Origin of the sequence: Jiella sonneratiae, from assembly GCF_017353515.1 — a bacterium.
Classification (GTDB): Bacteria; Pseudomonadota; Alphaproteobacteria; order Rhizobiales; family Rhizobiaceae; genus Jiella; species Jiella sonneratiae.
In genome coordinates this window covers 99,931-125,469 of the sequence record NZ_JAFMPY010000017.1, presented here as the reverse complement: position 1 = coordinate 125,469, position 25,539 = coordinate 99,931, and the positions used below count along the sequence as shown (strand labels likewise).

Annotated in this window: 26 protein-coding genes; 14 read left to right on the top strand and 12 right to left on the bottom strand. The window is 68.5% G+C overall.

Annotated elements, in window-relative coordinates; genetic code table 11:
* Positions 1–7 precede the first annotated feature (7 nt).
* Together clpS and J1C47_RS15720 are read right to left on the bottom strand one after the other, a co-directional pair.
* Positions 8–367, bottom strand: coding sequence for an ATP-dependent Clp protease adapter ClpS (gene clpS / locus J1C47_RS15725; protein ID WP_207351728.1), 360 nt, complete (start codon positions 365–367; stop codon positions 8–10).
* Positions 368–601: 234 nt separating this feature from the next.
* Positions 602–1,051 (bottom strand): phasin family protein, encoded by a 450-nt coding sequence (locus tag J1C47_RS15720; protein WP_207351727.1) that lies wholly within the window; start codon positions 1,049–1,051, stop codon positions 602–604.
* On the opposite strand from J1C47_RS15720, the gene J1C47_RS15715 reads away from it, so the two are divergent.
* The 3 genes from J1C47_RS15715 to J1C47_RS15705 all read left to right on the top strand — a co-directional run bounded on the left by J1C47_RS15715 (position 1,044) and on the right by J1C47_RS15705 (position 3,529).
* Positions 1,044–1,313 (top strand): hypothetical protein, encoded by a 270-nt coding sequence (locus J1C47_RS15715; protein ID WP_207351726.1) that lies wholly within the window; start codon positions 1,044–1,046, stop codon positions 1,311–1,313. The two genes, J1C47_RS15720 and J1C47_RS15715, sit on opposite strands and share 8 nt — an antisense overlap.
* 114 nt (positions 1,314–1,427) lie before the next feature.
* Positions 1,428–2,954 (top strand): SPOR domain-containing protein, encoded by a 1,527-nt coding sequence (locus J1C47_RS15710; protein WP_342592000.1) that lies wholly within the window; start codon positions 1,428–1,430, stop codon positions 2,952–2,954.
* 299 nt (positions 2,955–3,253) lie between these two features.
* Positions 3,254–3,529 carry a hypothetical protein gene (locus J1C47_RS15705; RefSeq protein WP_207351725.1) on the top strand — a complete coding sequence of 92 codons (276 nt, stop codon included), beginning with the start codon at positions 3,254–3,256 and terminating at the stop codon, positions 3,527–3,529.
* Between the two features lie 88 nt (positions 3,530–3,617).
* Here the strand turns inward: J1C47_RS15705 and J1C47_RS15700 are convergent, their stop codons facing one another.
* Positions 3,618–4,043, bottom strand: a complete 426-nt coding sequence (locus J1C47_RS15700) for a DUF1489 family protein (protein WP_207351724.1) — start codon at positions 4,041–4,043, stop codon at positions 3,618–3,620.
* A 214-nt stretch (positions 4,044–4,257) separates the two neighbouring features.
* Positions 4,258–4,383: a hypothetical protein gene (locus tag J1C47_RS24040; protein ID WP_281065534.1), complete on the bottom strand. Its 126-nt coding sequence runs from the start codon at positions 4,381–4,383 to the stop codon at positions 4,258–4,260.
* A 415-nt stretch (positions 4,384–4,798) separates the two neighbouring features.
* Here J1C47_RS24040 and J1C47_RS15695 point away from each other — a divergent pair, with 415 nt between their 5' ends.
* Positions 4,799–5,482, top strand: a complete 684-nt coding sequence (locus J1C47_RS15695) for a DUF599 domain-containing protein (RefSeq protein ID WP_207351723.1) — start codon at positions 4,799–4,801, stop codon at positions 5,480–5,482.
* 24 nt (positions 5,483–5,506) lie between these two features.
* On the opposite strand, the gene J1C47_RS15690 is transcribed toward J1C47_RS15695, so the two are convergent.
* The 3 genes from J1C47_RS15690 to J1C47_RS15680 form a co-directional block, all read right to left on the bottom strand.
* Positions 5,507–6,169, bottom strand: coding sequence for a YdcF family protein (locus tag J1C47_RS15690; protein WP_245396599.1), 663 nt, complete (start codon positions 6,167–6,169; stop codon positions 5,507–5,509).
* 263 nt (positions 6,170–6,432) lie between these two features.
* Positions 6,433–7,833, bottom strand: coding sequence for a mechanosensitive ion channel family protein (locus J1C47_RS15685; protein ID WP_207351722.1), 1,401 nt, complete (start codon positions 7,831–7,833; stop codon positions 6,433–6,435).
* Positions 7,833–8,663, bottom strand: a complete 831-nt coding sequence (locus J1C47_RS15680; RefSeq protein WP_207351721.1) for an aldo/keto reductase — start codon at positions 8,661–8,663, stop codon at positions 7,833–7,835. The genes J1C47_RS15685 and J1C47_RS15680 overlap by 1 nt, the downstream gene beginning before the upstream one ends.
* A gap of 254 nt (positions 8,664–8,917) precedes the next feature.
* Here J1C47_RS15680 and J1C47_RS15675 point away from each other — a divergent pair, with 254 nt between their 5' ends.
* Entirely contained in the window at positions 8,918–9,916 is a 999-nt protein-coding gene (locus J1C47_RS15675) for a heparan-alpha-glucosaminide N-acetyltransferase (RefSeq protein ID WP_342591999.1), read from the top strand.
* Positions 9,917–9,934: 18 nt separating this feature from the next.
* Here the strand turns inward: J1C47_RS15675 and J1C47_RS15670 are convergent, their stop codons facing one another.
* Complete coding sequence (locus tag J1C47_RS15670; protein WP_207351720.1) at positions 9,935–10,336, bottom strand: MerR family transcriptional regulator; 402 nt, start codon at positions 10,334–10,336, stop codon at positions 9,935–9,937.
* 358 nt (positions 10,337–10,694) lie between these two features.
* Between J1C47_RS15670 and J1C47_RS15665 the strand changes: the two genes are divergently transcribed.
* The gene (locus J1C47_RS15665) at positions 10,695–11,369 is read left to right on the top strand and encodes a sulfotransferase family 2 domain-containing protein (RefSeq protein ID WP_207351719.1); all 675 of its coding nucleotides are present in this window, start codon (positions 10,695–10,697) and stop codon (positions 11,367–11,369) included.
* Between the two features lie 104 nt (positions 11,370–11,473).
* Here the strand turns inward: J1C47_RS15665 and mgtE are convergent, their stop codons facing one another.
* The gene (gene mgtE / locus J1C47_RS15660) at positions 11,474–12,883 is read right to left on the bottom strand and encodes a magnesium transporter (protein ID WP_207351718.1); all 1,410 of its coding nucleotides are present in this window, start codon (positions 12,881–12,883) and stop codon (positions 11,474–11,476) included.
* 410 nt (positions 12,884–13,293) lie between these two features.
* On the opposite strand from mgtE, the gene J1C47_RS15655 reads away from it, so the two are divergent.
* From J1C47_RS15655 to J1C47_RS15635, 5 genes are all read left to right on the top strand, one after another.
* Complete coding sequence (locus J1C47_RS15655; protein ID WP_207351717.1) at positions 13,294–13,503, top strand: hypothetical protein; 210 nt, start codon at positions 13,294–13,296, stop codon at positions 13,501–13,503.
* Between the two features lie 264 nt (positions 13,504–13,767).
* Positions 13,768–15,072, top strand: coding sequence for a nicotinate phosphoribosyltransferase (gene pncB / locus J1C47_RS15650; RefSeq protein ID WP_207351760.1), 1,305 nt, complete (start codon positions 13,768–13,770; stop codon positions 15,070–15,072).
* A 302-nt stretch (positions 15,073–15,374) separates the two neighbouring features.
* Positions 15,375–15,890 carry a MarR family winged helix-turn-helix transcriptional regulator gene (locus J1C47_RS15645; protein WP_207351716.1) on the top strand — a complete coding sequence of 172 codons (516 nt, stop codon included), beginning with the start codon at positions 15,375–15,377 and terminating at the stop codon, positions 15,888–15,890.
* Positions 15,887–17,203, top strand: coding sequence for an HlyD family secretion protein (locus J1C47_RS15640; RefSeq protein ID WP_207351715.1), 1,317 nt, complete (start codon positions 15,887–15,889; stop codon positions 17,201–17,203). Before J1C47_RS15645 ends, J1C47_RS15640 begins: the two co-directional genes overlap by 4 nt.
* The gene (locus tag J1C47_RS15635; protein WP_207351714.1) at positions 17,200–18,756 is read left to right on the top strand and encodes a DHA2 family efflux MFS transporter permease subunit; all 1,557 of its coding nucleotides are present in this window, start codon (positions 17,200–17,202) and stop codon (positions 18,754–18,756) included. Before J1C47_RS15640 ends, J1C47_RS15635 begins: the two co-directional genes overlap by 4 nt.
* Before the next feature lie 64 nt (positions 18,757–18,820).
* Here J1C47_RS15635 and cbiB read toward each other — a convergent pair whose 3' ends face one another.
* Positions 18,821–19,804, bottom strand: coding sequence for an adenosylcobinamide-phosphate synthase CbiB (gene cbiB, locus J1C47_RS15630; RefSeq protein ID WP_207351713.1), 984 nt, complete (start codon positions 19,802–19,804; stop codon positions 18,821–18,823).
* Positions 19,801–21,135 carry a cobyrinic acid a,c-diamide synthase CobB gene (locus J1C47_RS15625; protein WP_207351712.1) on the bottom strand — a complete coding sequence of 445 codons (1,335 nt, stop codon included), beginning with the start codon at positions 21,133–21,135 and terminating at the stop codon, positions 19,801–19,803. The genes cbiB and J1C47_RS15625 overlap by 4 nt, the downstream gene beginning before the upstream one ends.
* Before the next feature lie 106 nt (positions 21,136–21,241).
* On the opposite strand from J1C47_RS15625, the gene J1C47_RS15620 reads away from it, so the two are divergent.
* Together J1C47_RS15620 and J1C47_RS15615 are read left to right on the top strand one after the other, a co-directional pair.
* A complete protein-coding gene (locus tag J1C47_RS15620; RefSeq protein ID WP_207351711.1) occupies positions 21,242–22,354 on the top strand; it encodes a cobalt-precorrin-5B (C(1))-methyltransferase in 1,113 nt (370 codons plus the stop codon).
* Positions 22,341–23,159 carry a cobalt-precorrin-6A reductase gene (locus tag J1C47_RS15615; protein WP_207351710.1) on the top strand — a complete coding sequence of 273 codons (819 nt, stop codon included), beginning with the start codon at positions 22,341–22,343 and terminating at the stop codon, positions 23,157–23,159. Before J1C47_RS15620 ends, J1C47_RS15615 begins: the two co-directional genes overlap by 14 nt.
* Positions 23,160–23,454: 295 nt before the next feature.
* Here J1C47_RS15615 and cobM read toward each other — a convergent pair whose 3' ends face one another.
* The gene (gene cobM / locus J1C47_RS15610; RefSeq protein WP_207351709.1) at positions 23,455–24,237 is read right to left on the bottom strand and encodes a precorrin-4 C(11)-methyltransferase; all 783 of its coding nucleotides are present in this window, start codon (positions 24,235–24,237) and stop codon (positions 23,455–23,457) included.
* 261 nt (positions 24,238–24,498) lie between these two features.
* On the opposite strand from cobM, the gene bchI reads away from it, so the two are divergent.
* Entirely contained in the window at positions 24,499–25,530 is a 1,032-nt protein-coding gene (bchI, locus tag J1C47_RS15605; protein WP_207351708.1) for a magnesium chelatase ATPase subunit I, read from the top strand.
* Positions 25,531–25,539: the final 9 nt, after the last annotated feature.

Below are 25,539 nucleotides of genomic sequence, written 5' to 3'. Positions count from 1 at the left end.
CTTCACCTCAGTTCTTTTCCATCACGCATTGCAGCGGATGCTGGTGCTGGCGGGCAAAATCCATGACCTGCGTCACCTTGGTCTCCGCCACTTCGAAGGTAAAGATTCCGCACTCGCCGACGCCGTGATTGTGGACGTGCAGCATGATCCTCGTGGCGGACTCGTGATCCTTCTGAAAGAAGCGTTCGAGAACGTGGATGACGAACTCCATCGGAGTGTAATCGTCGTTCAGAAGCAGGACCCTGTAAAGGCTCGGCCGCTTGGTTTTCGGCTTGGTCCGGGTGATGACCTGGGTGCCGCGGTCGGGACCCCGCCCCCCCTCGTCGCCCTGAAGCCTGACCGGACCTTCGCCGAGCTTCTGGTCCATCGTTCCTCGTGTCCGTTCAGCCAGCATCGCCATGCGTCGTATGTATGCACGTGTCATCAGAATTTAAGGAGCCGCGGCGGTGCACTCATTGCATTGGAAACATTCCGAAACGCCCCGTTTCGGCCGCTGCCGTGAGACATTAACGCAAAAAGGCCCGGCTGGAACCGGGCCTTGCGATCAAATTCGTCGCCGTACGGCGGCCGCCGCCCTCCGGCGGGCGGCAGGCCGCAACCCTCAGTGGGTCATTTCGTCGCCCTGCTTGGCCATGGCGTCGACCGTCTCGTTCGCAACGTCGCCGGCCTTGGCGGTCGCCTCGTCCATGCGGGCACCGGCTTCCTTGGCGGCGCGCGACATCACGGTGGAGGCGCTGTTCGCAGTCTGCTCGAACGGCTTATAGGTCTCCTTGGCGATGTCGGCGTAGAGATCGCCGATCCTGGTCATCTGCGCGACCCAGGCCTCGTAGGCCGACTTGGTGTATTCGGTCTGCACCTCGATCGACCTGTCGAGGGTCTTCGCCTGGAAGAGCTTTTCCATCATCTGCGTCTGCTGGTCGTAGGACCTGCGGGTGAAGTCGGCCGTCTCGGCCGAGATCTGCTGGAAGCCCTTGGTCATCGCGGCGAAGGATTTCAGCGCATTGTCCATCGCTTCCTTGGTCATGCGGCCGGCGTCATCGTACATGTTCATCGTCGTCGTCCTTTCCCTGTCCATACAGTCGTTCATGGAGGCGGGGCCGGCAGGCGAACAACGTCGCCGGCGCCTGCGTCTCGTTGCTGCGATCGAAATATATTGCACTGCACAATCGCTTTCAAGGGCGGCTGCCGCACCGCATCCAAGCCCCGCCGATTCGGCCTGCGAGGGTTGTGGAACGGCCGCGCAGATGCAAAAAGCCGAGCAAGGTGAACACAATGCCAACGGCATAAACCGATTGGTAAGTGAACGCGGATAGCCTCGGCGGCATCAAAAGGGCCAACCTCGAGGTTCGTGCCACGCGTTCTTGACCGGAACATGCGGAAGGGAGCGAAACCTCGCCGTGCCGACAACACGATCGAAGAGTTTTAGCGTGCCATTCGACCTGTCGCTCCTCAGACGTGCCGCCAACGGCCTCGTCAAACACGCCCTCGTCGCCGTCCTCGGAACCGGCATGCTGCTTTCCGGCGGTGTTGGAAAGGCCAGCGCCGTCAATCCGAAATATGCCGGCTTCGTCATCGACGCGAACAACGGCAAGGTGCTCTACCAGGACCGCGCGGACGAATATCGCTATCCGGCCTCGCTGACCAAGATGATGACGCTCTACCTCACCTTCGAGGCGCTGCAGAGCGGCAAGATCCACAAGAACGACGCCATGCCGGTCTCGGCCTATGCGTCGGCGCGGCCGCCCTCGAAGCTCGGTCTGCGGCCGGGCAGCACGCTGACGGTGGAGGAGGCGATCCTCTCGCTGGTCACCAAGTCGGCGAACGACGCCGCCGTGGTGCTTGCAGAATACATCGGCGGCTCGGAAGCCGCCTTTGCGCGGCGGATGACCGACAAGGCCCATCGCCTCGGCATGTCGCGGACCGAGTTCCGCAATGCCAACGGCCTGCCCAACGCCGATCAGCACACCACCGCCCGCGACATGACGACGCTCGGCATCGCGCTGCGCGAGCATTTCCCGGAATATTACGACTATTTCTCGACCCGGTCCTTCTCGTTCCGCGGCCGGCGGATCGGCAATCACAACCGTGTCCTCAACCGCTATGACGGCGTCGACGGCATCAAGACCGGCTACATCAACGCCTCCGGCTTCAACCTCGTCACCTCGGTGCACAAGGACGGCAAGAGCGTCGTCGCGGCGGTGTTCGGCGGCACGTCCGGGCGCTCGCGCGACGACCACATGGTTGATCTCCTGAAGCGCTACATGCCGCTGGCGAGCCGCCGCGACACCGGGCCGCTGATCGCCGCCCAGCCCAATCCGAACGTCCTCGTCGCTTCCGCCGACGTCGACCTGCCGAAGCGCGGACCGGTTCCGGACTTCCGGCCGAACGAGGGTGGTATCTCGATCAACGACCGGATCGCCATGGCCTATGGCAGCGACGACGGCGACCGGATCGCCGCCCGCATGCCGACGCCGACGGCACGGCCGCTGATGGGCCGCGACGCGATTCGCGCCGCGCTCGTCGAGGAGCGTCCGGCGGCATCGAGCGCCGTCGCCGCGATCCTGCCGCTGGCGCGGCCCGCCGTCGCCAGGCCGGCGAAGGGCTCGGCCGCATCGCTGATCCGCGAGGCGAGCGCCAATGTCGACGTCCAGGCCACCGGTTCGGTCGCCCAGAACGTCCCTGCGATGGCGGTGCGCCAGCCGAAGGATTCCGCCTGGGTCGTGCAGATCGCCGCAACCGATTCCGCCACACAGGCGATGACCATGCTGAAGCAGGCGAAGTCCAGCGTCGGCCAGCAGCTCGCCGAGGCCGAGCCCTTCACCGAGAGCGTCAGCACCGGCGGCGGCACGCTGTACCGGGCGCGCTTTGCCGGCTTCGACACCAAGGATCAGGCGTGGAAGGCCTGCGCCGCGCTGAAGCGCAGCTCCTACAACTGCTACGCCGTGGCGAACTGACCGCGGCGCGCCGCAGCCGCGGCGCTTTCAAGACGACGGCAGCCGGCCGGGCATGACGCCCGCCGCAGGAGGCGCGAGCCCGGCCGGACAGATTTTGTCCGCGGGCAGACGCCTCAGACCCGGCAAATCCAAAGACGGCGGCATGAGGCCGCATGGCCGGTGAGCGACGCGCCGACCGCTTGCTCCACGGGGGTGGGCGAAGCGGGACGCGCGGCCGGGCGGGAAGTTCTCGCCCCGAAGACCGGCGGCGGCCCGACCGTTTGGAGCCGCCACCCTGTGTAGAGTTGCGAGGGGAAGTCATGTCGACCGAGAATCAAGGCCGCAATCTCACCGCTCAGCCGCCCGCCCACGACTGGCAGGACGCGGTGCCGGCGGGCATCCACCCGCTGCAACAGGCGGCGCTGCGCCTCGGCGAGGCCCGCGACGGCCGCTCGCGGATGAAGGCGAAGGAGCTGGTCGGCCTGCTCCTGACCTACGGCGCGCGGGCCTGGCGCGCCTCCCAGCCGGTCAGCCACAGCCGCATCCGCACCGTCACGCCGGGCGGCGCCGTCGCCGTGCGCATGCGCTTTCGCTGATCGAACCGGGTTCCGGCATGATGCGCCGGGGACGCCTCATCCCGCATGAAGGCGTTACGGACTGCCGCGGACCGGCAGCGCGGGGGGCTCAAAAGACGCCGAGTTCCTGAAGGGCGACCGACAGCTCCGGCGGCAGGTCGGCCTCGCCGTCGGACGATCTGGAGAGGTCGGGCGGAGCGTCCCCGACGTCGAGGTAGCGCCAGCCCTGGAAGGGCCGCCGCGGCTGGTGCCGCGTCCTGACCACGGACGGATCGAGGCGGATGCGGCAGCGGCCGATCCCCTCCTCGTCGGTGAAGGGCTCGATCCCGACAATCGCCTGGCGCGCCTGCACGGCGCCGCGGATGATCCAGTAGAGCGAACCGCCCGCCGTGAGCGCCTCGGCCCGCTTCGGGACCATCCGCGTCACGTGCCAGTAGCGCGTCTCGCCCGAGGCGGCGAGCCGGTGGCGGACATGCCCTTCGAGATCCTCGGGGCTCTCCGCGCCGACGCAGAGCTTGAGCAGGTGAAGTGTCATATCCCGAGTCTGCCAAAGCCGGCGGCCGCAGCCAAGCGCGGCAAGGCCCGCCCGGCCGGCAATCCCCGGTCTTCGACCGACGCCGGCCGTCCGGCGACCGATCGGTCACCGCGTCCGCTGCCAGAGGCATTCGAAGGAAACATGTCAGGGCGATCCCGTCATCGCGAGGGATCTGCCCACCCGGTCACTGGCTCGCGCCGATCGCCCGTCGCGATCAGTTCGCCGCCACCGCCAGGGTCTCGGCATTCGAGAAAAGAAAGCCGAGCATCATAAACGCCGAGAAGATCGCAACCGTCCAAACGGTCACGCCCCAGCACGACTTGCGCACGCTGTCATCCATGATCAGAAACTGTCCTGAACCCCAGATTCCGGGCAAGCGGTCACTCCCCCTGACCGCTGACCCGCGCGTTAATTATCGCTTAACACGGACGCCCACAAGCGGGCCCCGCATCAAATTTTCCCTTCCGATCTTGCATGGCTGCCTTGCGTCGATCTTGACCCGGAAGCTTGCACGAGCTGACCTAACGGGAAGTGAAGGAGCGCTCCGGTGCGCCGGCCAATGGTCCGATCCCGACATTCGGTACCACCTCGTGGAAACCACAGAGCGGATGCCGGTTTCGAAATACCGCTCGCCAAATTTGCGGTTCTGGTGGATTTTTCGCATTTGACATTCGATACGGCGCCTCACCCGATCGGGGCTCAGACGTCAATTTCAATCCACGAGCGGCGTCTTTGCGCGTCCAAGGTCGAAGCCGATGACCCTCGATGCCGCCGACACCGTCGCCCTGTTGCTCTTTCTGGCGACATGGATGATCTACAACCGCGTCGTCGACCGTTGCGCCGCAACGGGAACGGGTCTTTCCGGGGCGATGGACGTCGAGCGCGCCGCCTGGATGCGGACGATGTTCTCGCGCGACTTCCGGATGATCGACACGGCGATCATGGCCGGCCTGCAGCAGGGAACGGCGTTCTTCGCCTCGGCCTGCATCTTCGCGATCGGCGGCTGCTTCGCGCTGCTCGGAGCCGCGGCGCGGATCTCGGCCATCGCCGCCGACCTGCCGTTTTCCGGCGGTCTCGACAAGTCGCTGGTCGAACTCAAGCTGTTCGGCCTGATCGTGATCTTCTGCTACGCCTTCTTCAAGTTCGGCTGGTCCTACCGGCTGTTCAACTACTGTTCGATCGTGATCGGCGCCGTCCCGATGCGCGCCGACGTCGAGGCCGATCCGGCCGCGGCGGAACGGGCGGTCGAAAAGGCCGTCGTCCTCAACCGGCTCGCCGGCGGCCACTTCAATTCCGGCCTCAGGGCGATCTTCTTCGCCGTCGCCTATCTCGGCTGGCTGCTCGGCCCCTTCGTGCTGATCGCCTCGACCGTCTTCGTCGTCTTGATTCTCGTCAACCGCCAGTTCCGCTCGCCGGCGCTGCGGACGCTGAGGGACTGAGTATGGCGGGCGGCCGCCCGCCGGTCACGGGCCGGGAAACAGCGCGTCGGTCCGCCCCTGCAGCCGGTAGGCGAGAAGGCCGAGATATTCCCTGACCGCGAAGTGGACCTTTTCGAGGTTGCGGACGGTGGCGTTGGAGGGCCGGAAGACCTCCCCCCCCCCGGGCGTCCGGTAGTCCACCGGATAGGGCAGGACGGGAAATCCCGCCTTGCGGAAGCAGCCGACGGCCCGCGGCATGTGGAACGCCGAGGTGACGAGGAGCCAGGTCTCGCCGGGCTTCGGATCGGCCAGCCGCTTGGCATAGAGCGCGTTTTCGAAGGTGTCGCGCGCCTTGCCGTCGAGGACGAGGCGCGAGGGGTCGAGGCCGGCGCCGGTGAAGAACTCCTTTGCCGAGATCGTCTCGGGCACGTCCTCGGCGAGGATCGAGGCGTCGCCGCCGGAGAAGATCACCTTCGCCTCGGGATGGCGGCGCGCCAGAATCAGCGCCTCCGTCACCCGGTCCGCCGCCTCGTTGAACTCGAAGCCGCCGCGGGTGCGGGCGATGCGCGTGTCGAAGGAGCCGCCGAGGACGACGATGCCGGCGATCTTTTCGGGAATCGCCGGCCTTGGGAAGCGGTTCTCGAGCGCCGCGGTCATGACGAGGCCGAGCGGGCTGAAGCTGCAGATCGCAAGGAGCGCGAGGGCCAAGAGGACAAGACCGGTTCCGGAGCGCCTGCGGCCGAACCACGACAAAGCGAGCCCGAGAATGGCGAGGACGAAGATGAAGGCGAGCGGCTGGACGAGGAACCAGCCGATCTTGGCGACATAGAAGAACAGGGCGGAGCGCTCCGTGGAGGGATGGGCGCCCGAGCATAACGGAGCAGGCCGGCCGATGCAGCAACCGGCGCGCGTCGCGCCGGACGCCTTCCGGTCCGTCGATCGCCGCAGTCTGACGATACTCCGACCTTCGGTCAGTCGGTCTTTCCGGCGACCGCGTCGGTCGCCTGGCGCCGCGCCTTCTTCGCCTCGACGCTCTCTTCCGCCGGGCCGTCCGCGGCAGCTGCCATCATGCCCCCCTCGGCCAGGGTGACCGGGGTGCGCATCAGGATCTCGCGATGCGGGAACGGAATGCCGATGCCGTTCGCCTTGAAGGCGTCCCAGAGCGCCAGCAGCACCTCGCCCTTGACGTTGGTCAGGCCCGCCGGCGGATCGCGGATCCAGAATCTGAGGACGAAGTCCAGGGACGAATCGCCGAAGCCGGTCAGCCAGCAGACCACCGGCTTGTCGGAAACGACGCGGCCGACCGTGTTGGCCGCCTCCTTGGCGATGCGGATCACCTCATGCGGATCGGAATCGTAGGAGACGCCGAAGGTGACGTCGATCCTGACGAGGTCGTTGGAGAAGGACCAGTTGATCACCTGGTTGGTGATGAAGTCCTCGTTGGGGATCAGATATTCCTTGCCGTCGCGGGTAATCACCGAGACGAAACGGGCGCGCAGCTCGCGGATCCAGCCGAAGGTCTCGCCGAGCGAGATGGTGTCGCCGGGCTTGATCGAGCGGTCGGTCAGGATGATGATTCCGGAAATGAAGTTCGACACGACCTTCTGCAGGCCGAAGCCGAGGCCGACGCCGAGCGCGCCGGACAGGACGGTCAGCGCCGTCAGGTCGACGCCGACGAGGGCGAGCGCGACGATGCAGGCAACGAGGATCAGCCCGACGCGCAGCAGCTTGCCGATCAGCACCCTGAGCGCCGGCGTCAATTCCTCGCTGCGCTTGATGCGGGTGTCGAAGAAATTGCCGACCACCGAGGCGAGCCAGAGGGTCAGGATCAGGACGACGACGGCCTTGACGACGAGCAGCACCGAGATGCGCGAGCCGCCGATGTCGACGGCGGCGGCGTCGAGCGCTTGCGAGACCGGCTGGGTGAGGTCGAGGATCGACAGTGCCGCCACCACCCAGGCGCCGATGCCGATGATGCGCGCCGCCAGCCGGTTGCGCACGATCCGCGAGGCGACGGAGATGACCAGAAAGGCGAGCGAAAGATTGAAGACGACCGAGATGATCGAGGATCGCGGTCCGCCGGCGGCGGTGTCGGCGAGCGTCAGCAGCCACAGGCCGAAGACGAAATAGACGAGCTTCATGCGCCGGCGCAGCGCGACGACGATCCGCAACAGGCTCGGAGCCGCGCGGATCCGGCGGGCGCGCGCCTCGATCGCCCCGCGGGTCAGCCGGTCGAGCGCGAAGGCGACGATGGCGCAGACCGCGATGGCGGCGATCTGCGCGAGGGTGGAGGGCTGATAGAAGAACTGCAGCGTCGAATCGGCGAAGTCGGACGCCTGGGCCGCCGCACGCCGCAGCGTGCCCTCGTCCATCAGGCGCGATCCCAGTTCGGCGCGAAGGACGGGTCGACGAGCCGCTCGTTGCGCCGCGTCAGGGCCGAGATCGCCGCGCGCTCGTCCTCATAGAGCTCGAAGTCGAAGATCTCAAGGTTCTCGGCAAGCCGTTCGGGCCTCGAGGTCCTGGGGATCGCCCCGACGCCGTCCTGCTCGATCTCCCAGCGCAGCACGATCTGCGCTGGCGTCTTGCCGTGGCGCTCAGCCGCGCCGCGGATGACCGGATGGTTCAGCACCTCGCCGCCGCGCCCGATCGGCGAATAGGCGACGAGCCCCATGTCGTGGCGGCGGCAGGCGGCCAGCACCTGATCCTGGCTGAGGAAAGGATGATATTCGACCTGGTTGCAGACCAGCGGATGCGAAGCCATGGCCGCCGCCTCGTCGAGCAGGGTGGAGGGAAAGTTGGCGACGCCGACATGCCGCGCCAGCCCGTCGTCGACCGTCCGGCACAGCGCGTCGATCGATTCCTCGAGGGCAACGTCGGGATTGGGCCAGTGGATGAGGAGGAGGTCGACCGCCCCGATGCCGATCCGCTCGATGCTCTGGCGGGCCGCGGCCGCAAGTTCCGCCTCGGCGATGTCGGTCCACCAGATCTTGGTGGTGACGAAGACCTCGTCGCGGGAAATGCCGCTGCGCCGCAGCCCCTCCCCCACCTCGCGCTCGTTGCCGTACATGCGCGCCGTGTCGAGATGGCGGTAGCCGGCGTCGATGGCGCGCTGCACCATGTCGATGCAGGTTTCGCCCTCAAGCGTGTAGGTGCCGAGCCCGATCGCCGGAATCCTCGCCGCGCCGGCTTCGATGATTTTCATGACGGTCCCTTTCAAGTCGCTGTACGAACGCCGTCGAGGGCGTGATCGTTGCCCGATACCCTGAGGGAAATAGGCAAGGCCGATCCCGTTCCACCGGCGGCGCCGGCGTCCCCGCCCCACGCCGGCCGACCGACGACGTTGGGCCCTCGCCGTTCGGCCCGCACGGACCGGCGGCGCGCCGGGCTTCGCCACCCGGGCGCTTTCGCGATTCCGGTGAAGCCTGTAGAGGCTGCGGCACATCGAGGGGGTGCGAAGTGTCAGACAGCAGCAATCCGTCGGCCGGCGGCCGCATCGAGGTCGTCGACGTGGCGCGGGCGGTCGCCATCGTGGCGATGGCGATCTTCCACTTCACCTGGGACCTCGAGCACTTCTCCTATGTCGAGGAGGGGCTGACCGGGCACGGCGGCTGGCGCATCTTCGCCCGCTGCATCGCTTCGAGCTTTCTGTTCCTCGTCGGCTTTTCGCTGGTGCTCGCCCATGGCAGGACGATCCGCTGGCGCAAGTTCCTCCTGCGCCTCGGCCAGATCGTCGCCGGCGCCCTCGCCGTCACGGTCGCGACGCTGTTTGCGACGCCGAACAGCTTCGTCTTCTTCGGCATCCTGCATCACATCGCGCTGGCGAGCCTTCTCGGCCTCGCCTTCCTGCGCTTGCCGGCCTTCGTCACGGCGGCCTGCGGCATCCTCGTCGTCGCGGCGCCGAGCTTCGTCTCGCTACCCGGCTTCGACAGCCGCTGGCTCGCCTGGATCGGCTGGTTCAGCGACAAGATGCCGCTGTCGAACGACCTCGTGCCGATCTTTCCGTTCTTCGGCGCGGTGCTGATCGGCATCGCCGCCGGCCGCATCGCCACAGGCCGCGATCTCGTGGCCGCGATGCGCGAGCTCAATCCGCGCCTGCGGCGCCTTGCCCCGCTGGGCGTCGCCGGCCGCCACGCGTTGATCATCTATCTCCTGCACCAGCCGCTGCTGTTCGGGCTCGTCGCCCTCTTCACCCTCGTCGCCCCGCCGGACCGCGAGGCGATCTTCGGCCGCGACTGCCGGAACGCCTGCCTCGCCAGCCAGGACGCCGCCTTCTGCACGGCCTATTGCGGCTGTGCGGAACGCCGGCTCAAGGAGGAGGATCTGTTCGACGTCCTGCTGCAGAACGACGCCGGCCCCGACGAGATGACCCGCATCCGCCAGATCACCACGGCCTGCAGCTTCGAGACGGCCGAGCCGCCGGCCGCGCCGCAGACCAACGATCCGGCCGGCCGCTGACGACCTTTCCGCGAAGCCTCAGCCGGACCGCGAGGTCTGGCCGACGCCGAGCTCGGCCATGCGCGTCAGGCAGGCCTCCTCGGCGGCCTCGAGTTCGCCGAGCATGTCGTCGATGTCGCGCCGCTTCTGCGCCAGCTCGTCGCGCCGGGCGGAGACCTTGCGCAGGATCGCCCGCAGCTGGCCGGCCTCGCCCGGCGGCTCGCGATACATCTGGATGATGTCGCGGATCTCGGAGATCGCGAAGCCGAGCCGCTTGCCGCGCAGGATGTTCTTCAGGAGCTGCCGGTCGGACGGCCGGAACAGCCGCGTGCGTCCGCGGCGGATGGGGTGGATGAGGCCCTCGTCCTCGTAGAACCGGATGGTCCGGGTCGAGATGCCGAATTCGCGCGTCAGCTCGGTGATCGTGTAATGTTCCCGCATGGCTCCCCGGCCGCCCTCGTGCCCCGCACCATGCTTGCGCCACGGCTTACGTAAAAGTCAAATTTTGCAGTGCATCCTGACGATGTGCGGTGACGGCCTGCATAGGGCGCCGCGGAAGAGCGAGCGTCTTTCCCGACACCATCCACCACCATTTCGGGCCGTCTTGAGCGGGATGGGATGAGCTTCGCTCATCGACCTGCTCTCTCTTCCGCCGCGCGCATGATCCTTTGCGAAAGCCGGTTCTAAATTTTCGCGATCATGCTTTCGCAATACCGGACTTGGACGACTGCCGCCGAAGCACCTATGGTCCTCGAGCCGCACCATCGCCGTTTGCATCCTCTTTACAGTGTCCTGCCCAATGCTCTTCGACGAACTGAAACTGATCTTCCTGCACGTTCCCAAGACAGGCGGGACCTCGGTCCGGGCAGCGATCCTCGAGACGTTCGGCGCCGACAGGGTCTATTCCGACTACGGCGAACGTCCCGCTCATCCGGCGTCGCCGGTGAACCTCGACCCCGAAGGCTACCTGCGGTCCATCGAAGCCGAAGGCCATCCCGACCTCACCGGTATGTCGGCCGTGGTCGGCCACTTCTGGCCGAAGAAATACGAGCGGATGACGCACTGCCTGCGCGCCATGGTGCTGCGTGATCCGCTCGATCGGGCGATCTCGCATTACTTCTACCGGCTGTCGCGCGATCCCGTCCTCGGCCCGCTCGGCGAGACGTTCCGGCAGTTCGTCATGCGCGACAAGGTTCGGTCGCTCTACACGCAGTTCTACTTCCGCGACGTCGACATGAATTGGTTCGATCTGATCCTCGATCATCGCGAACTGTCTTCCGATTGGGTCGGCTCGATCGAGGCGTTGGGGCTCGATCCGACGCTGAAGCATGAAAAGAACGTCACCGCGTCGAGAATGGAGGGATATGACGAACGGAAGGCGGAACTCATGGCCGACAGCCGCACCCTCGAATGGGCGAGATCGCTCATGCAGGACGACCTCCGCTTCTACGAGACACACGTCGCGTCACGCTGACGCGAGGCGTCAGCGCCGAGGCAAAGACGGCTGCGCCACGGACGGGCGGCGGACCTCATTCTCGACGTGATCCAATCCCGGGGACAGGGCGCCGCAGCGATCCGTCACCCCGAAAACCACCAGGTCGCGAGGCCGAGGAAGGCGAAGAAGCCGACGACGTCGGTGACGGTGGTGACGAAGGTCCCCGACGCGATCGCCGGATCGGCGCCGAAATGATCGAGGACGAGCGGAATCAGGATGCCGGCCAGCGCCGCCGCGATCATGTTCACCATCATCGCGATGGCGATCACCTGCCCGAGCGCCGCATCCTCGAACCACAGCGAGGCGACGATGCCCATGACGAGCGCGAAGAGCGCGCCGTTGAGGAAGCCGATCATTACCTCCCTGCGGACGATGCGCGCGGCGTTGTAGATGTCGAGCTCGCGCGAGGCGAGCGCACGCACCGCCACCGTCATCGTCTGGGTGCCGGCATTGCCGCCCATCGAGGCGACGATCGGCATCAGCACGGCGAGCGCGACCATCTGCTGGATCGTCGCGTCGAAGAGGCCGATGACCAGCGAGGCGAGGATCGCGGTCGCCAGGTTGACGAAAAGCCAGAGGAAGCGCGAGCGCGCCGCCGTGACGACGGTATCGGAGATCTCCTCGTCGCCGACGCCGCCGAGCCGGCGGATGTCCTCCTCCGCCTCCTGCTGGACGATGTCGATGACGTCGTCGATGGTCAGGACGCCGACGAGGCGCTCGTTCTCGTCGACGACGGCGGCCGAGAGGAGGTCGTACTGCTCGATGATCTGCGCCGCTTCCTCCTGGTCGGTCTCGGCCGGGATGGCGTGGCGCGTCTCGTGCATGATCTCTTCGATCTTGGCGGGACGGCGGGTGCGCAGGATGCGGTCGAGATCGACGGCGCCCAGGAGCTTGAAGGTCGGATCGACGACGAAGATCTGGGCGAAGGATTCCGGCAGGTCCTCCTCGTCGCGCATGTAGTCGATGGTCTGGCCGACGGTCCAGTAGGGCGGCACGGCGACGAATTCCGTCTGCATGCGCCGGCCGGCCGATTCCTCGGGATATTCCAGGGAGCGCCGCAGCCGGAGCCGCTCGCGGAACGGCAGCTTGGCGAGGATCTCCTTGCGGTCGTCCTCGGGCAGATCCTCCAGGATGTAGACCGCATCGTCCGAATCGAGCTCGCGCAGCGCCTCGGCCACCTGCTCGTTCGGCATCGCCTCGACGATCGACAGGCGGATCGCCTCGTCGACCTCGGTGAGGGCGGTGTAGTCGAACTCCTCGCCCATGAGGCGGACGAGCGCCTGGCGCTCGTCCTCGTCGAGATTGCGCAGCAGGTCGCCGAGCTCGGATTCGTGCAGCGGCCCGACCGTCTCGCGCAGGAACGCCGCGTCCTCGGCTTCGATCGCCGCGGCGACCGGTTCGAGGAAGTCTTCGGCGAGATAGCCGTCCGCGTCGTAGATGCCGCTCCGCGGTTCCGGGGAGGGCGCGTCCAAGACATGCTGCGCTTCAGCCATGGTGCCCTCCCCGTCGCGTGATGGAATCGGCGTCGCCGCTGGTGTCTCCCACGCCTCTATCGCAAGCGGCGGCCAAACAAAAACGCTCTTGCGGCGGAAGCGCGCTTTCTCCGGTCGCCCCGCCCGGCTCGGCGGCCCGCGGGTCCTCGCGGGCGCCGACGCCGGAGGCCTCCAAGCCCTCGTCGGAAGGCCTTGCCTTGCCCCATCCGGGACGATGAAATCCTGACCTTCGACGACGCTTTTCAGCGACGTCAGGCTGGGATATGAAGATCCGTGTGGTGGGATGGATGCAGCGATCGGGCACACGTCGGGTCAAGGGGACAACGCAACCCCCGAGACAAGGTTCCGCGATCGGGCATCTTCGCCGAGGCGATCAATGCCGGCCGGCCAGAGCGGGGAACAGGGGTTCGATGAGCATCCAGGGTAAGGATCTCGAAGGGGCGATCGATTCCATCGGCGACCGGGTGAGCGAGATCTGCGAGTTTCTGCAGGAACTCGAGTCCGGCGGTCCCGCCGATCCCGAAGCTTTGGCCGAGGCCCAGCACGACTGCCGCAACGTGACCCAGTCGATGACGTCGCTCAAGCGGGTCGTCACCCGCATGGAAAGCCAGAAGGGCTGACGCCCGGCGGCCCGGATCGACGGGCCGCGGCGCCGACCCGTCCGCGAACACCGGCCATGCGACGCCGCCCTGCGGCGAGGCCCGGCCATCGAAGCATCGCCGCAAGATTCGACACTTGAAACGCTCCGGCAGCGACACGCCGCGAACCGGCCATCGCTTGACGCAGCGCCGCCCCGCCGGCCATGAAGCGGAAACCGGCACGCTCCGAGGCGGCGGCGCCGGCAAGCTGTCGCACGAGTCGAGCGGGATGGGCGGATGAGTGGAATGGTCGCGACGGACATCGCAACGCGGGTCTGGAACCATACGTTCAAGCTCGATCCGATCGTCCGCAGCCTGCTCGACACGGATTTCTACAAGCTCCTGATGCTGCAGATGATCCGCGGCCTGCACCCGGACGTCGACGTCACCTTCACGCTGATCAACCGCTCGCGGACCGTCCGCCTCGCCGACATCGTCGACGAAGCGGAACTGCGCGACCAGCTCGACTACGCCCGGTCGCTGTCCTTCACCAAGCGCGAGATGATCTGGCTCGCCGGCAACAGCTTCTACGGGACGAAGCAGATCTTCCGGCCGGACTTCCTGGAATGGCTGGCGGATTTCCGGCTGCCGGAATACGAGCTGCGGCGCGTCGACGGCCAGTTCGAGCTCGACTTCCACGGCCCCTGGACCCACACGATGATGTGGGAGATCCCGGCGCTCGCCATCGTCAACGAGCTCAGATCACGCGCCGCGATGCGCAATCTCAGGCGTTTCGAGCTCGACATCCTCTATGCCCGCGCCAAGGCGAAGATGTGGGGCAAGGTGGAGCGGCTGCAGGCGCTTCCGCATCTCAGGATCTCCGACTTCGGCACGCGGCGGCGGCATTCCTTCCTGTGGCAGCGCTGGTGCGTCGAGGCCCTGAAGGAAGGTCTCGGCGACCGCTTCATCGGCTCCTCCAACGTGCTCCTCGCCATGGAGACCGATCTCGAGGCGATCGGCACCAACGCCCACGAACTGCCGATGGTGCTCGCGGCGCTGGCCGAGACCGACGAGGCGTTGCGCGAGGCGCCCTACCGGGTGCTGGAGGAATGGCAGAGCTATTACGGCGGCAACCTCCTGATCGTCTTGCCTGATACCTTCGGGACCGGCCCCTTCCTGGCGCGCGCGCCGGCCTGGATCGCCCGCTGGACCGGGTTTCGGCCGGATTCCGCCCCGCCGATCCAGGGCGGCGAGGAAATCATCGCCTGGTGGCGGATGATGGGCGAGGACCCGCGCGAGAAGCTCCTGGTGTTTTCCGACGGCATGGATTCCGACACGATCGAGCGGACCTACCGCCACTTCGACGGGCGGGTGCGCATGAGCTTCGGCTGGGGCACCAACCTCACCAACGATTTCCGCGACGTCGCTCCCGAGCCGATGGGCGGGCTCGATCCGATCTCCCTGGTCTGCAAGGTGGCGTCGGCGAACGGCCGGCCGGCGGTCAAGCTTTCCGACAATCCCGCCAAGGCGACGGGCGATGCCTCGGAAGTCGACCGCTACAGGCGGGTCTTCGGCGAGAGCCCCTACGAGGCCCGCGCACTCGCGGTCTGAGGCGACCGCCGGTTTCGCCGGGCGGCGCGGAGGCGGCGGCCGGCCGTCGGGCCTTGTCCCAAGTCGTTTGGCGTCATAGCCGAGCCGCGGCATCGGTGCCGGCCGGAGTCCTTGTGCGCGCCAGGCCCGCAGGCCCCTCGCCGTTTCCCGACGATCGCAGCCGGGCTGCGCCCCCGAAGCGTACCCGGCGGACGCGCGCCCGGCGGACGCGTGCCAACGAGGCATTTACCCTCTCCAAGGATGACATTAAGCCCGGGAATTATCTTCTTGCCTATGATAATCCTGCTTACTATATTGCCGGCATGAACGACACGCCCCTCTTCTCCGGGTCCAATCTCGGCTTTCTCCTCTCCGACGCGACGCGGCTGCTCCGCCGCCGCTTCGACCAGACCAGCCGCGACATCGACATGACCTCCGCGCAGATGCGCATCATCGTGCGGCTCTGTCGCAACGAGGGCATCAGCCAGGCCGCGCTCGCCGCGATGCTGGACCTCGAGCCGATGACGCTCTGCCGCCACATCGACCGCATGGCGAGTTCCGGCCTCGTGGTCCGCGAGCAGGACCCGAACGACCGCCGGGCCCGGCAGCTGTTCACCACCGAAAAGGCCCGCGAGCTGATGCATCCGATGCGCCAGCGCGCCGAAGAGATCTTCGAGGAGGCCCAGAAGGGCCTTTCCGAGACGGCGCGCCGGCAGCTGGCCGAGGCGCTCGCCGTCGTCGTGAACAACCTCTCCGAAGCCGAAGCGGCCGAACGCGGCTCGGAAACCGCCTCGCGGCGCCGCGAGCGGAGCCTTGTCAGAGAAAGAGAATCCGCATGAATGCCCAGGTGAAGAAGGGCGACGTCGCCGAGGCCCGGCCGCTGCCGCCGGAAAAGGCGCCCGACGTCGCCAAGCCCGAGCCGCAGGCGGGACCGGCCCCGCAAACGCCGGCGCCTGTCCCGGCAAAGCCGGCGAAGAAGCGCCGCGGCGGCCTCCGCCGCCTGCTGATCGTCGCCGTGCCGCTGGTTCTGGCGCTTGCCGGCGCCTACTACTGGGTGACCGGCGGCCGCTACGTCGAGACCGACGATGCCTATGTTCACCAGGATCGCGTCACCGTCATGCCGCAGGTCTCCGGACAGATCGCAAAGGTGAACGTCGCCGAGAACCAGAAGGTCGATGCCGGCCAGGTGCTGTTCACCATCGACCAGAGCGTCTTCAAGAATTCCGTCGAGCAGGCAAACGCCAATCTCGAGAGTGCGCGCCTGCAGGTCGAGAAGCTGAAGGCGGCCTACGGCCAGGCCGTGGCCGACGAGAAGACGGCGCGCGATGCGCTGGCGACCGCCCAGACGGCCTTCGACCGCCAGGCGAAGTTGGTGAAGAGCGGCATCACCTCGCGCAGCGACTACGACGACGCCCGGCTCGCTTTGCAGAAGGCGCAGGGCAGCCTCGCCAGCGCCGAGCAGGCGGTGCTCTCTGCCAAGGCGGCCCTCGCCGGCAATCCGGACATCGCCACCGACGACCATCCGACGGTGCTGCAGGCCAAGGCGGCGCTGGACGCCGCCCAGATCGACCTCGACCACACCGTCATCCGGGCCTCCGAGCCCGGCATCGTCAGCCAGACGACGAAGCTGCAGGTCGGCCAGTACGTGACGCCGGCGACCGCCGTCATGGCGATCATCGATGCCGGCGACAGCTGGGTCGAGGCGAACTACAAGGAGACCGACCTTGCCCACATGCGGGCGGGCCAGCCGGTGACGATCGGCTTCGACGCCTATCCGGACGTCGAGCTCGAAGGAACGGTGGGCTCGATCGGCGCGGGGACCGGCTCGGAATTCGCGCTGCTGCCGGCCCAGAACGCCACCGGCAACTGGGTCAAGGTGGTGCAGCGCGTTCCCGTGCGCATCCATCTCGCCCCGGGCGCCGACCTGCCGCCGCTGCGGGCGGGCATGAGCGCCGACGTCACCGTCGACACAGGCGCGGTGCGCGGCTTCCCCGACTTCATGCAGCCGGTGACGACGGCGCTTGGCCTTGACGGCTGGATCGCCGGCCGCAGCGCCGTCGCGGCGACCCGCGACGGCGCCGCCGCGGGCAGCAGCGAGACGGCCGAGGGTCAGGCCACGGGAGGGGCCGCCGGCGCGACCCGGACGCAATGAGCGGCGCTCCCGCCGCGGCGCAGCCCGATCCGCGCACGATCCCGCACCGCGGCCTGATCACCGTCTCGATCATGCTCGCCACGGTGATGCAGGTGCTCGACACGACGATCGCCAACGTCGCGCTGCCGAACATGCAGGGCTCGCTGCAGGCCTCGCAGGACCAGATCAACTGGGTCCTCACCTCCTACATCGTCGCGGCGGCGATCATGACGCCGGTGACCGGCTGGCTGTCCGACCGCTTCGGCCTCAGGCAGGTGTTCATCGTCTCGGCGGCGGGCTTCGTCGCCACCTCGATGGCCTGCGGCCTCGCGACGAGCCTCGAGGAGATGATCCTGTTCCGGCTGCTGCAGGGGCTGTGCGGCGCCGCGCTGGTGCCGCTGTCGCAGACCGTGCTTCTGACCATCAACACCCGCGAGGAACACGGCCGGGCGATGGCGATCTGGGGGGCGGGCATCATGGTCGGCCCGATCATCGGCCCGACCCTCGGCGGCTGGCTGACCGAGACCTTCAACTGGCGCTACGTCTTCTTCGTCAACCTGCCAATCGGCGCCCTCGCCCTCGCCGGCATGGTGCTGTTCCTGCCGAACACGCCGAAGCGCCAGCGCGGCTTCGACTTCTTCGGCTTTGCGATGCTGTCGCTGTTCATCGGCGCGCTGCAGCTCTTTCTCGACCGCGGCGAGCAGGCCGACTGGTTCGCCTCGGCCGAGATCTGGATCGAGCTCGGCCTCGCAGTGTCGGGGCTCTGGGTGTTCACCCTGCACGTCACCGGCCGCGAGCACGCCTTCATCGACCCGAAGATCTTCACCGACCGCAACCTCGTGACGGCGCTGGTGATGATCTTCGTCGTCGGCATGATCCTGCTCGCCGGCCTCGCGCTGCTGCCGCCGATGCTGCAGAACATCCTCGGCTATCCGGTGGTGACGACGGGCATCGTGCTCGCACCGCGCGGCGTCGGCACGATGATCTCGATGCTGGTGGTCGGACGCCTCGTCGGCAGGGTCGACACCCGCATCCTGATCTTCACCGGCCTCTGCCTGACGGCGATCTCGCTGTGGCAGATGAGCGGCTTCTCGATCGCCATGGACGAGACGCCGATCATCGTCTCCGGCGTCGTCCAGGGGCTCGGGCTCGGCCTCGTCTTCGTGCCTTTGTCGACGCTCGCCTTCGCGACGCTGGAGCCGCGCTTCCGCGCCGACGCCGCCTCGCTGTTCAGCCTGATGCGCAACATCGGCTCGTCGGTGGGCATTTCGATCGTCTCGGTCGAACTCGCCCACAACATGGTGATCTCGAAGGCGGACCTCGCCTCGCACATCACCCCGTTCGATCCGAACTTCACCAACGTCGCCTCCACCATGCCGCTCGACGAGACGACGATGATGGCGGTCCTGAACCAGGCGGCCTCGGCGCAGGCGGCGATGGTCGCCTATGTCGACGACTTCAAGCTGATGATGATCATCTCGCTCTGCGCGATCCCGCTCCTGGCGCTGATGAGCCCGCCGAAGAAGCAGGCTGCGGCCGGCGGCGGCGACAGCCACGCCGCGGTGATGGAATAGTCCGGCGCGGCATCGCTCCGGCCCAGCGTAGATCGTGACGGCCGATCCGCCTGCCACACGCTCCTCAGCCCGGCATCGTCACGACCAGCAGGAGGGCGATCGCGGCCATGGCGATGCCCATCGCCCGGTCGAACAGCCGGATCGACCGGGCGAGGTCGTCGAGACCGGCGTCGCGCCGCCCCTCCGGATTGAGCTGAGGCGCGTCGACGATGAGGTCGCGGTAGCGGCGCGGGCCGCCGACCGAGATGTCGAGGGCGGCCGCCATCGCCGTTTCCGGCCAGCCGGCATTGGGCGAACGGTGCAGCCCGGCGTCGCGGCGGGTCCGCGCCATGATCGCCGCAAAGCCCGGACGCGGCCGCGAGCCGAAGCCTGCGGAAAAGGCGAGAAGCACCGCCGTCAGACGCGCCGGCACGAAATTCAGGAAGTCGTCGAGCCGGGCCGAGGCGAAGCCGAAGTCGCGATAGCGCTGATCCATGTGGCCGATCATCGAATCGGCGGTGTTGACCGCCTTGTAGGCGATCAGTCCCGGCAGGCCGAGGAGGAGATACCAGAAGGCCGGCGCCACCACGCCGTCCGAAGCGTTCTCGGCGAGGCTCTCGATCGCCGCCCGCACGATACCGGCGGCGTCGAGCTGTTCGGGATCGCGGCCGACGATGAGGGCGACCGCGCGCCGTCCCTCGGCGAGCCCGCCCGCGCGCAGCGCCCGGCCGACCGCACCGACATGGTCGACGAGGCTCTTGTGGGCGAGAAAGACCGCGACGATCAGGGCTTCGAGGAGCATGCCGAGAAAGCCGAAGGCGTCGGCGAGCGCGGAGACGAAGCCGCCGAGGACGAGCGAGGCGAGAAGCACCAGTCCGAGTGCGAAGAAGCCGGCCCGCCGCCGGGTCTCGCCGGAAAATTCCGGCCGGTTGAGCCGCCGGTCGAGGACGGCGATCGCCTCGCCGATCACCGCCACCGGATGCGGCAGCCGGCGCCACAGGGCAGGCGGATCGCCGACCAGGCGGTCGATGACCATGCCGGCGAGGAGGATGGCGAGACGCTCGATCATGCGCGGTCGATCACGTGGCAGAAGGAGCCCATGACCCGGCCGCGGCGAAGCCCCGTCGGCCCGAGTTCGGCGCCCCGCGCGTCGCGCGCGTGAAACAGCGGCGCCGCGCGTTCGCGCCGCTCGGCGACGACCGTCGCATAGTGGAATTCATGGCCCGTCAGCACGCCGCCCGCCCCGACGCCCCCGAAGGGCGAGGCCCCCGCCTCCGCCGGGCGGAGCCGCCGGTAGCCGAGATGGCGCCGGCGCTCGGCAAAGCTCGTCTCGAGCGGCAGGAGTCCGAGCATTTCGTGCCGCGTCCCCTCCGCGTCGACGAGGCCTTCGCCGAGCGTCATGTAGCCGCCGCACTCGCCGTAGATCAGCGCGCCGCCGGCGGCGGCTGCGTGCATTCCCTTCCGGAAACTTTCGGCGCCGGCGAGCCGGCCGGCATGCAGCTCGGGATAGCCGCCGGGCAGGAAGACGGCGTCGCAGCCCTCGGGCGGCGCCTCGCCGAGAAGCGGCGAGAAGAACGAGAGCTCCGCGCCCGCCGCACGCCAGCCCCCGAGAAGATGTGGATAGAGGAAGGCGAAGGCGGCGTCGCGCGCGACGGCGACGCGCTGGCCGGGGGGCGGCAGCAGCGGCGGCCGGGGCGGCGGCGGATCGTCGTCGGGGAAGAGGTCCCCCGATCCTGCGAGTTCCGCCAAGGCGTCGAGATCGGCGTTTTCCGAGAGCCATTCGCCGGCACGGGCGAGGAAGCCGGCGAGGTCTGCATGTTCGCTCGCCTGGACGAGCCCGAGATGGCGCTCGGGCAGCACCAGATCGTCGCGCCGCGGCAGCGCGGCGAGGACCGGCAGGCCGAGGGGCCGCAGCGCCTCTTCGAGCATCTTCAGGTGCCGCGGCGAGCCGACGCGGTTGAGGACGAGGCCCGACAGCCGCGTGTCGCCGCGAAACCGGTGGAACCCGGAGACCAGCGCCGCGACCGAGTGGGACTGGCGGGCACAGTCGACGACGAGGACGATCCGGGTGCCGAGAAGCGCCGCAAGGTCGGCGGGCGAGCCGGAGCCGTCGGCCGCCCCGTCGAAGAGGCCCATCATCGCCTCGACGACGAAGCGTTCGGCGCCGCGTCGCTGCTCCGCGGCGAGGTGCCGCAGAAGCGCCGGACGCATGGCGAAGGGGTCGAGGTTGAGGCATTCGCGCCCGCTGGCCGCGGCATGGAAGGCGGGATCGATGTAGTCCGGGCCGGCCTTGGCCGAGGCGACGCGGTGGCCGGCCGCCCGCAGCGCCGCGATCAGCGCCAGCGTCACGGTGGTCTTGCCGGCGCCGGATGCGGGCGCCGCGATCATCAGGCCGGCCAAGGGCTTCTCCAGAAACGTCCTGCCCTTCCGGCCGGCGCTCGATCGTTTCGCCGCGGCCCGCAGCCGGGCGCGTGGCAGCTTTAGGGAACTCGGCTATAAGCGCGCAATGGGGATTGCAACGACAGACAGGGGAAAACCGACGGCAGCGCCGCTCCGGCGCGGCTGGACGACGGGCGCCTGCGCCACCGCCTGCACCAAGGCGGCGCTCACCGCGCTGCTCACCGGCGATTTCCCCGATCCGGTGACGATCCGCCTGCCGAAGGGCGAGACGCCGAGCTTTGCGCTCAACCGCCATTCGCTCAGCCGCACGGCGGCGACGGCGGCGATCGTCAAGGATGCCGGCGACGATCCGGACGTCACCCATCTTGCGGAGATCGTCGCGACCGTCACCTTTGCGCCTCCCGGCTCAGGGCTGGTGTTTCGCGCCGGCCCCGGCGTCGGCACGGTGACCCGGGCCGGCCTGCCGATCGCGCCCGGCGAACCGGCGATCAACCCCGTTCCGCGCCGGATGATGCGGGAGGTCGTCGAGGCGCTCTGCACCGACCACGGGCGGCCGGCGGACGTGTCGATCGAGATCGCGGTGACGGAGGGCGAAGCGCTCGCCCAGAAGACCTGGAACCCGCGGCTCGGCATCGTCGGGGGGCTGTCGATCCTCGGCACGACCGGGATCGTCCATCCGTTCTCCTGCTCGGCCTGGATCCACTCGATCCATCGCGGCGTCGACGTCGCGCGGGCGGCCGGGCTCTCCCACGTCGTCGGCGCGACGGGCTCGGCGAGCGAGGTCCTCGCCCGACGCCTCTATCCCGACCTTCCCGACATCGCCTTTCTCGACATGGGGGATTTCGCCGGCGGCCTTTTGAAATATCTGCGGGCGCATCCGGTCGACAGGCTGACGATCGCCGGGGGCTTCGCCAAGCTGGCGAAACTCGCGCAAGGGGCGATGGACCTTCATTCCGGACGCAGCCAGGTGGACTTCGCCTTCCTCCTCGCCGCCCTCTCCGCTCTCGACGCCGCGGCAACCGCGCGGCTTGAGGAGCGCATCCTCGGCGCCAACACGGCGAAGGAAGTGCTCGACCTGACCCACGATCACGGCCTCGATCTTGCCGGGGAAATCGCCGGCCGGGCGCGCGACGCCTGCCTGAGGCTGCTGGGTGACGCCGGCATCGACGTCGAGATCGTCGTCGCCGACCGGGCGGGAGGCCTCGTTGGAAGGGTCTGATCTTTGGGGAGCCGGCGGTTCGCCCGGGCCGGAACCGACCGCGGACGCCAAAGCGCGCGGCTCGGCCGTCCTCGTCCTCGGCGGCACGGCGGAGGCGAACGATCTCGTTCGCGTCCTGCGGGAACGCTTCCCCGGCCGCCGCGTGATCCTCTCGCTCGCCGGCCGCACGCGCCAACCGGCCCTGCCCTTCGGCGTCGAAACCCGCAGCGGCGGCTTCGGCGGTGCGGCGGGCCTCGCCGCGTTCATTGCCGCCGAGAGCGTATCGCTCTTGATCGACGCGACGCATCCCTTCGCCGCGGGGATCGCCCGCAACGCGGCAAAGGCGGCCGGGACGGCGGGGGTGCGCCGCATCAAGCTCGTGCGTCCCGAATGGCGGCCGGTCGATGGCGACCGCTGGACAAAAGTCGCCTGCCTCGGCGCCGCCCGCGACGCGCTGCCAAAGGGCGCGCGGCCGTTCCTCGCCCTCGGCCGGCAGCACCTCGCGCCGTTCCTGAAGCGAGAGGACCTCAGACCGCTCGCCCGGATGATCGAGCCGCCGGACCCGCCCCTGCCGGAAAGCTGGACGCTGATCCTCGCCCGCGCCGTTTCCGACGTCGAGGCCGAGGCGCGGCTGATGCGCGATCACGCCGTCACTCACCTCGTCGCCCGCAATTCCGGCGGCGCGGCCTCCTATGCCAAGGTCGCGGCGGCGCGCGCGCTTTTTCTGCCGGTGATCATGATCGCGCGGCCCCCAGCGCCGGGCGGGGAGGCCGTCGCGACGGTGAAGGAACTGCTGGCGGCGCTCGAGGGCGGGCGGGCGGCGTAGCGGGATGGCCGGAACACGGGGCTTTCGGCGCCGTCCTGCGGAATTTACCCCCCTCTGGGTTGCCACCCATCTCCCCCACAAGGGGGGAGATCGATCTCGCGCTTCCGGCAGTGCTCCCGTCGAGAGCCGAGATCGGCAGTGAGGTTGGCGAGGAGGCAGCAACCGGAAAGCCGCCGATCTCCCCCCTTGCGGGGGAGATGTCCGGCAGGACAGAGGGGGCTGCGGGTCTTCACCTCTGCGACCATGCGGTGCGCATCACACTGGAGCCGATCCATTCGAACCCGGTCGATCGGCGTCAGCCCTCGGCGACCTTCTTCCGCTTCGGCCGCAGCACATGCACATGCGCGGCGTCGTAGAGCTTGGAATCGACGAAATCCGTCGCCCCGAGCGCGCGGCCGACGAAGATCAGCGCCGTTCGGGTGAGTTTCGCCTCGCGCGCCGCCCGGTGCAATTCGGCGAGGCTGGTGCGGATGAAGGCCTCGTCCTCCCAGCCGACCCGGTAGGCGATGATCGCCGGGCAGTCCCCGCCATAGGCCGGAAGCGGCGTCAGCTCGCGCTGGATGTGCGGGATGTTGCGGACGGAAAGGTGGATGGCGAGCGTCGCGCCGCTACGGCCGAGGGTCGAGAGCTCCTCGCCCGTCGGCATCGCCGAGGACTTCATCGCGGTGCGCGTCAGGATCACCGTCTGGCAGAGCTCCGGCACCGTCAGTTCGAGCTTCAGCGCCGCCGCGGCGGCCGCGAAGGCGGGAACGCCCGGCGTGATGTCGTAGGGAATCGCCAGCGCTTCGAGGCGCCTGATCTGTTCGGCAACGGCGCCGTAGAGCGAGGGATCGCCCGAATGGACACGCGCCACGTCCTCGCCCCGGCCATGCGCCGCCTCGATTTCGGCGAGGATCTCGTCGAGGGTCATCGGCGCGGTGTCGATCACCCGCGCCCCGGCCGGCGCCGCCGCGACGATCTCGCCCGGCACCAGCGAGCCGGCATAGAGGCAGACCGGACAGCTTTGGATCAGCCGGAGGCCCCGCACCGTGATGAGATCCGCCGCGCCCGGCCCCGCCCCGATGAAATGTACCGTCATGCCGTGCCCCTTCCCGGGTGAATGTGTCCGGATGCAGCGCCCTGCCGCCCGGTGGATCGGGTCGCCGAAGGCGGGCGGCGCCCTTCAAGGGCAAGCCTTCCACCATCTTTGGCGGCCCGGCACAACATCGTCATCCGGGAAGGCCTGGCGCGGCGCGGGTCCGGACGGGGCGAGACGTGTCAAGAAAAGATGACAGACCCACTGTCATTTCGAGGCGATCATGGCTTCTCAGGCCGGCGAAAACCCGCTAGCCTCGGCCGCATGAGGACCCTGTTTCCCTTCGCCGCCATCGTCGGCCAGGACCAGATGACGCTCGCTCTGACGATCGCGGCGGTGGATCCCGGCATCGGCGGCGTCCTCGTCTTCGGCGATCGCGGCACCGGCAAGTCGACGGCGGTGCGGGCGCTCGCCGCCGTGCTGCCCGAGATCGAGGCGGCCGACTGCCCCTATCACTGCGATCCGGCCCGGCCGGACGAGGCCTGCGAGACCTGCCGCGGGCCGAAGCGGGGCCGCAAGCAAAAGCGGACCGGCACCATCAGGGTCACGGTGCCGGTGGTCGACCTGCCGCTCGGCGCGACGGAGGACAGGATCGCCGGCTCGCTCGATCTCGAGCGGGCGCTTTCGGCCGGCGAGAAGCGCTTCGAACCCGGGCTCCTCGCCAAGGCCCATCGCGGCTTTCTCTATATCGACGAGATCAACCTCCTCGAGGACCATCTCGTCGACCTCCTGCTCGACGTCGCGGCCTCGGGCGAGAACGTCGTCGAGCGCGAGGGGCTGAGCGTCCGCCACCCTGCCCGCTTCGTCCTGATCGGCAGCGGCAATCCCGAAGAGGGCGAACTGCGGCCGCAGCTCCTCGACCGCTTCGGCCTTTCCGTCGAGGTGAAGACGCCGCAGGACCTGAAGACGCGGATCGAGGTGGTGAAGCGGCGCGACGCCTTCGAGCGGGATCCCGCCGGCTTCACCGCCCGCTACGAGACGGACACGAGCGCGATCCGGGAGGCGATCCTGCGCGCCCGCCGGCGCCTCGATCACGTCGCGGTGCCGGACGAGACGCTGGAGAAGGCGGCGCAGCTGTCGATCCGCCTCGGCACCGACGGGCTGCGGGGCGAGATCACGCTGATGCGCGCCGCCCGCGCCTTCGCCGCCCTGAAGGGCGACGGCGCGGTCGTCTGGGCGCATCTGGCGGCGCTGGCGCCGCTCGCCCTTTCCCATCGCCTGCGCCGAGATCCGCTGGACGAGGCGGGTTCGGCGACCCGCGTCGAGCGCGCCGTCGGCGAACTCGCCGCGGCCTGACGCGGGCGC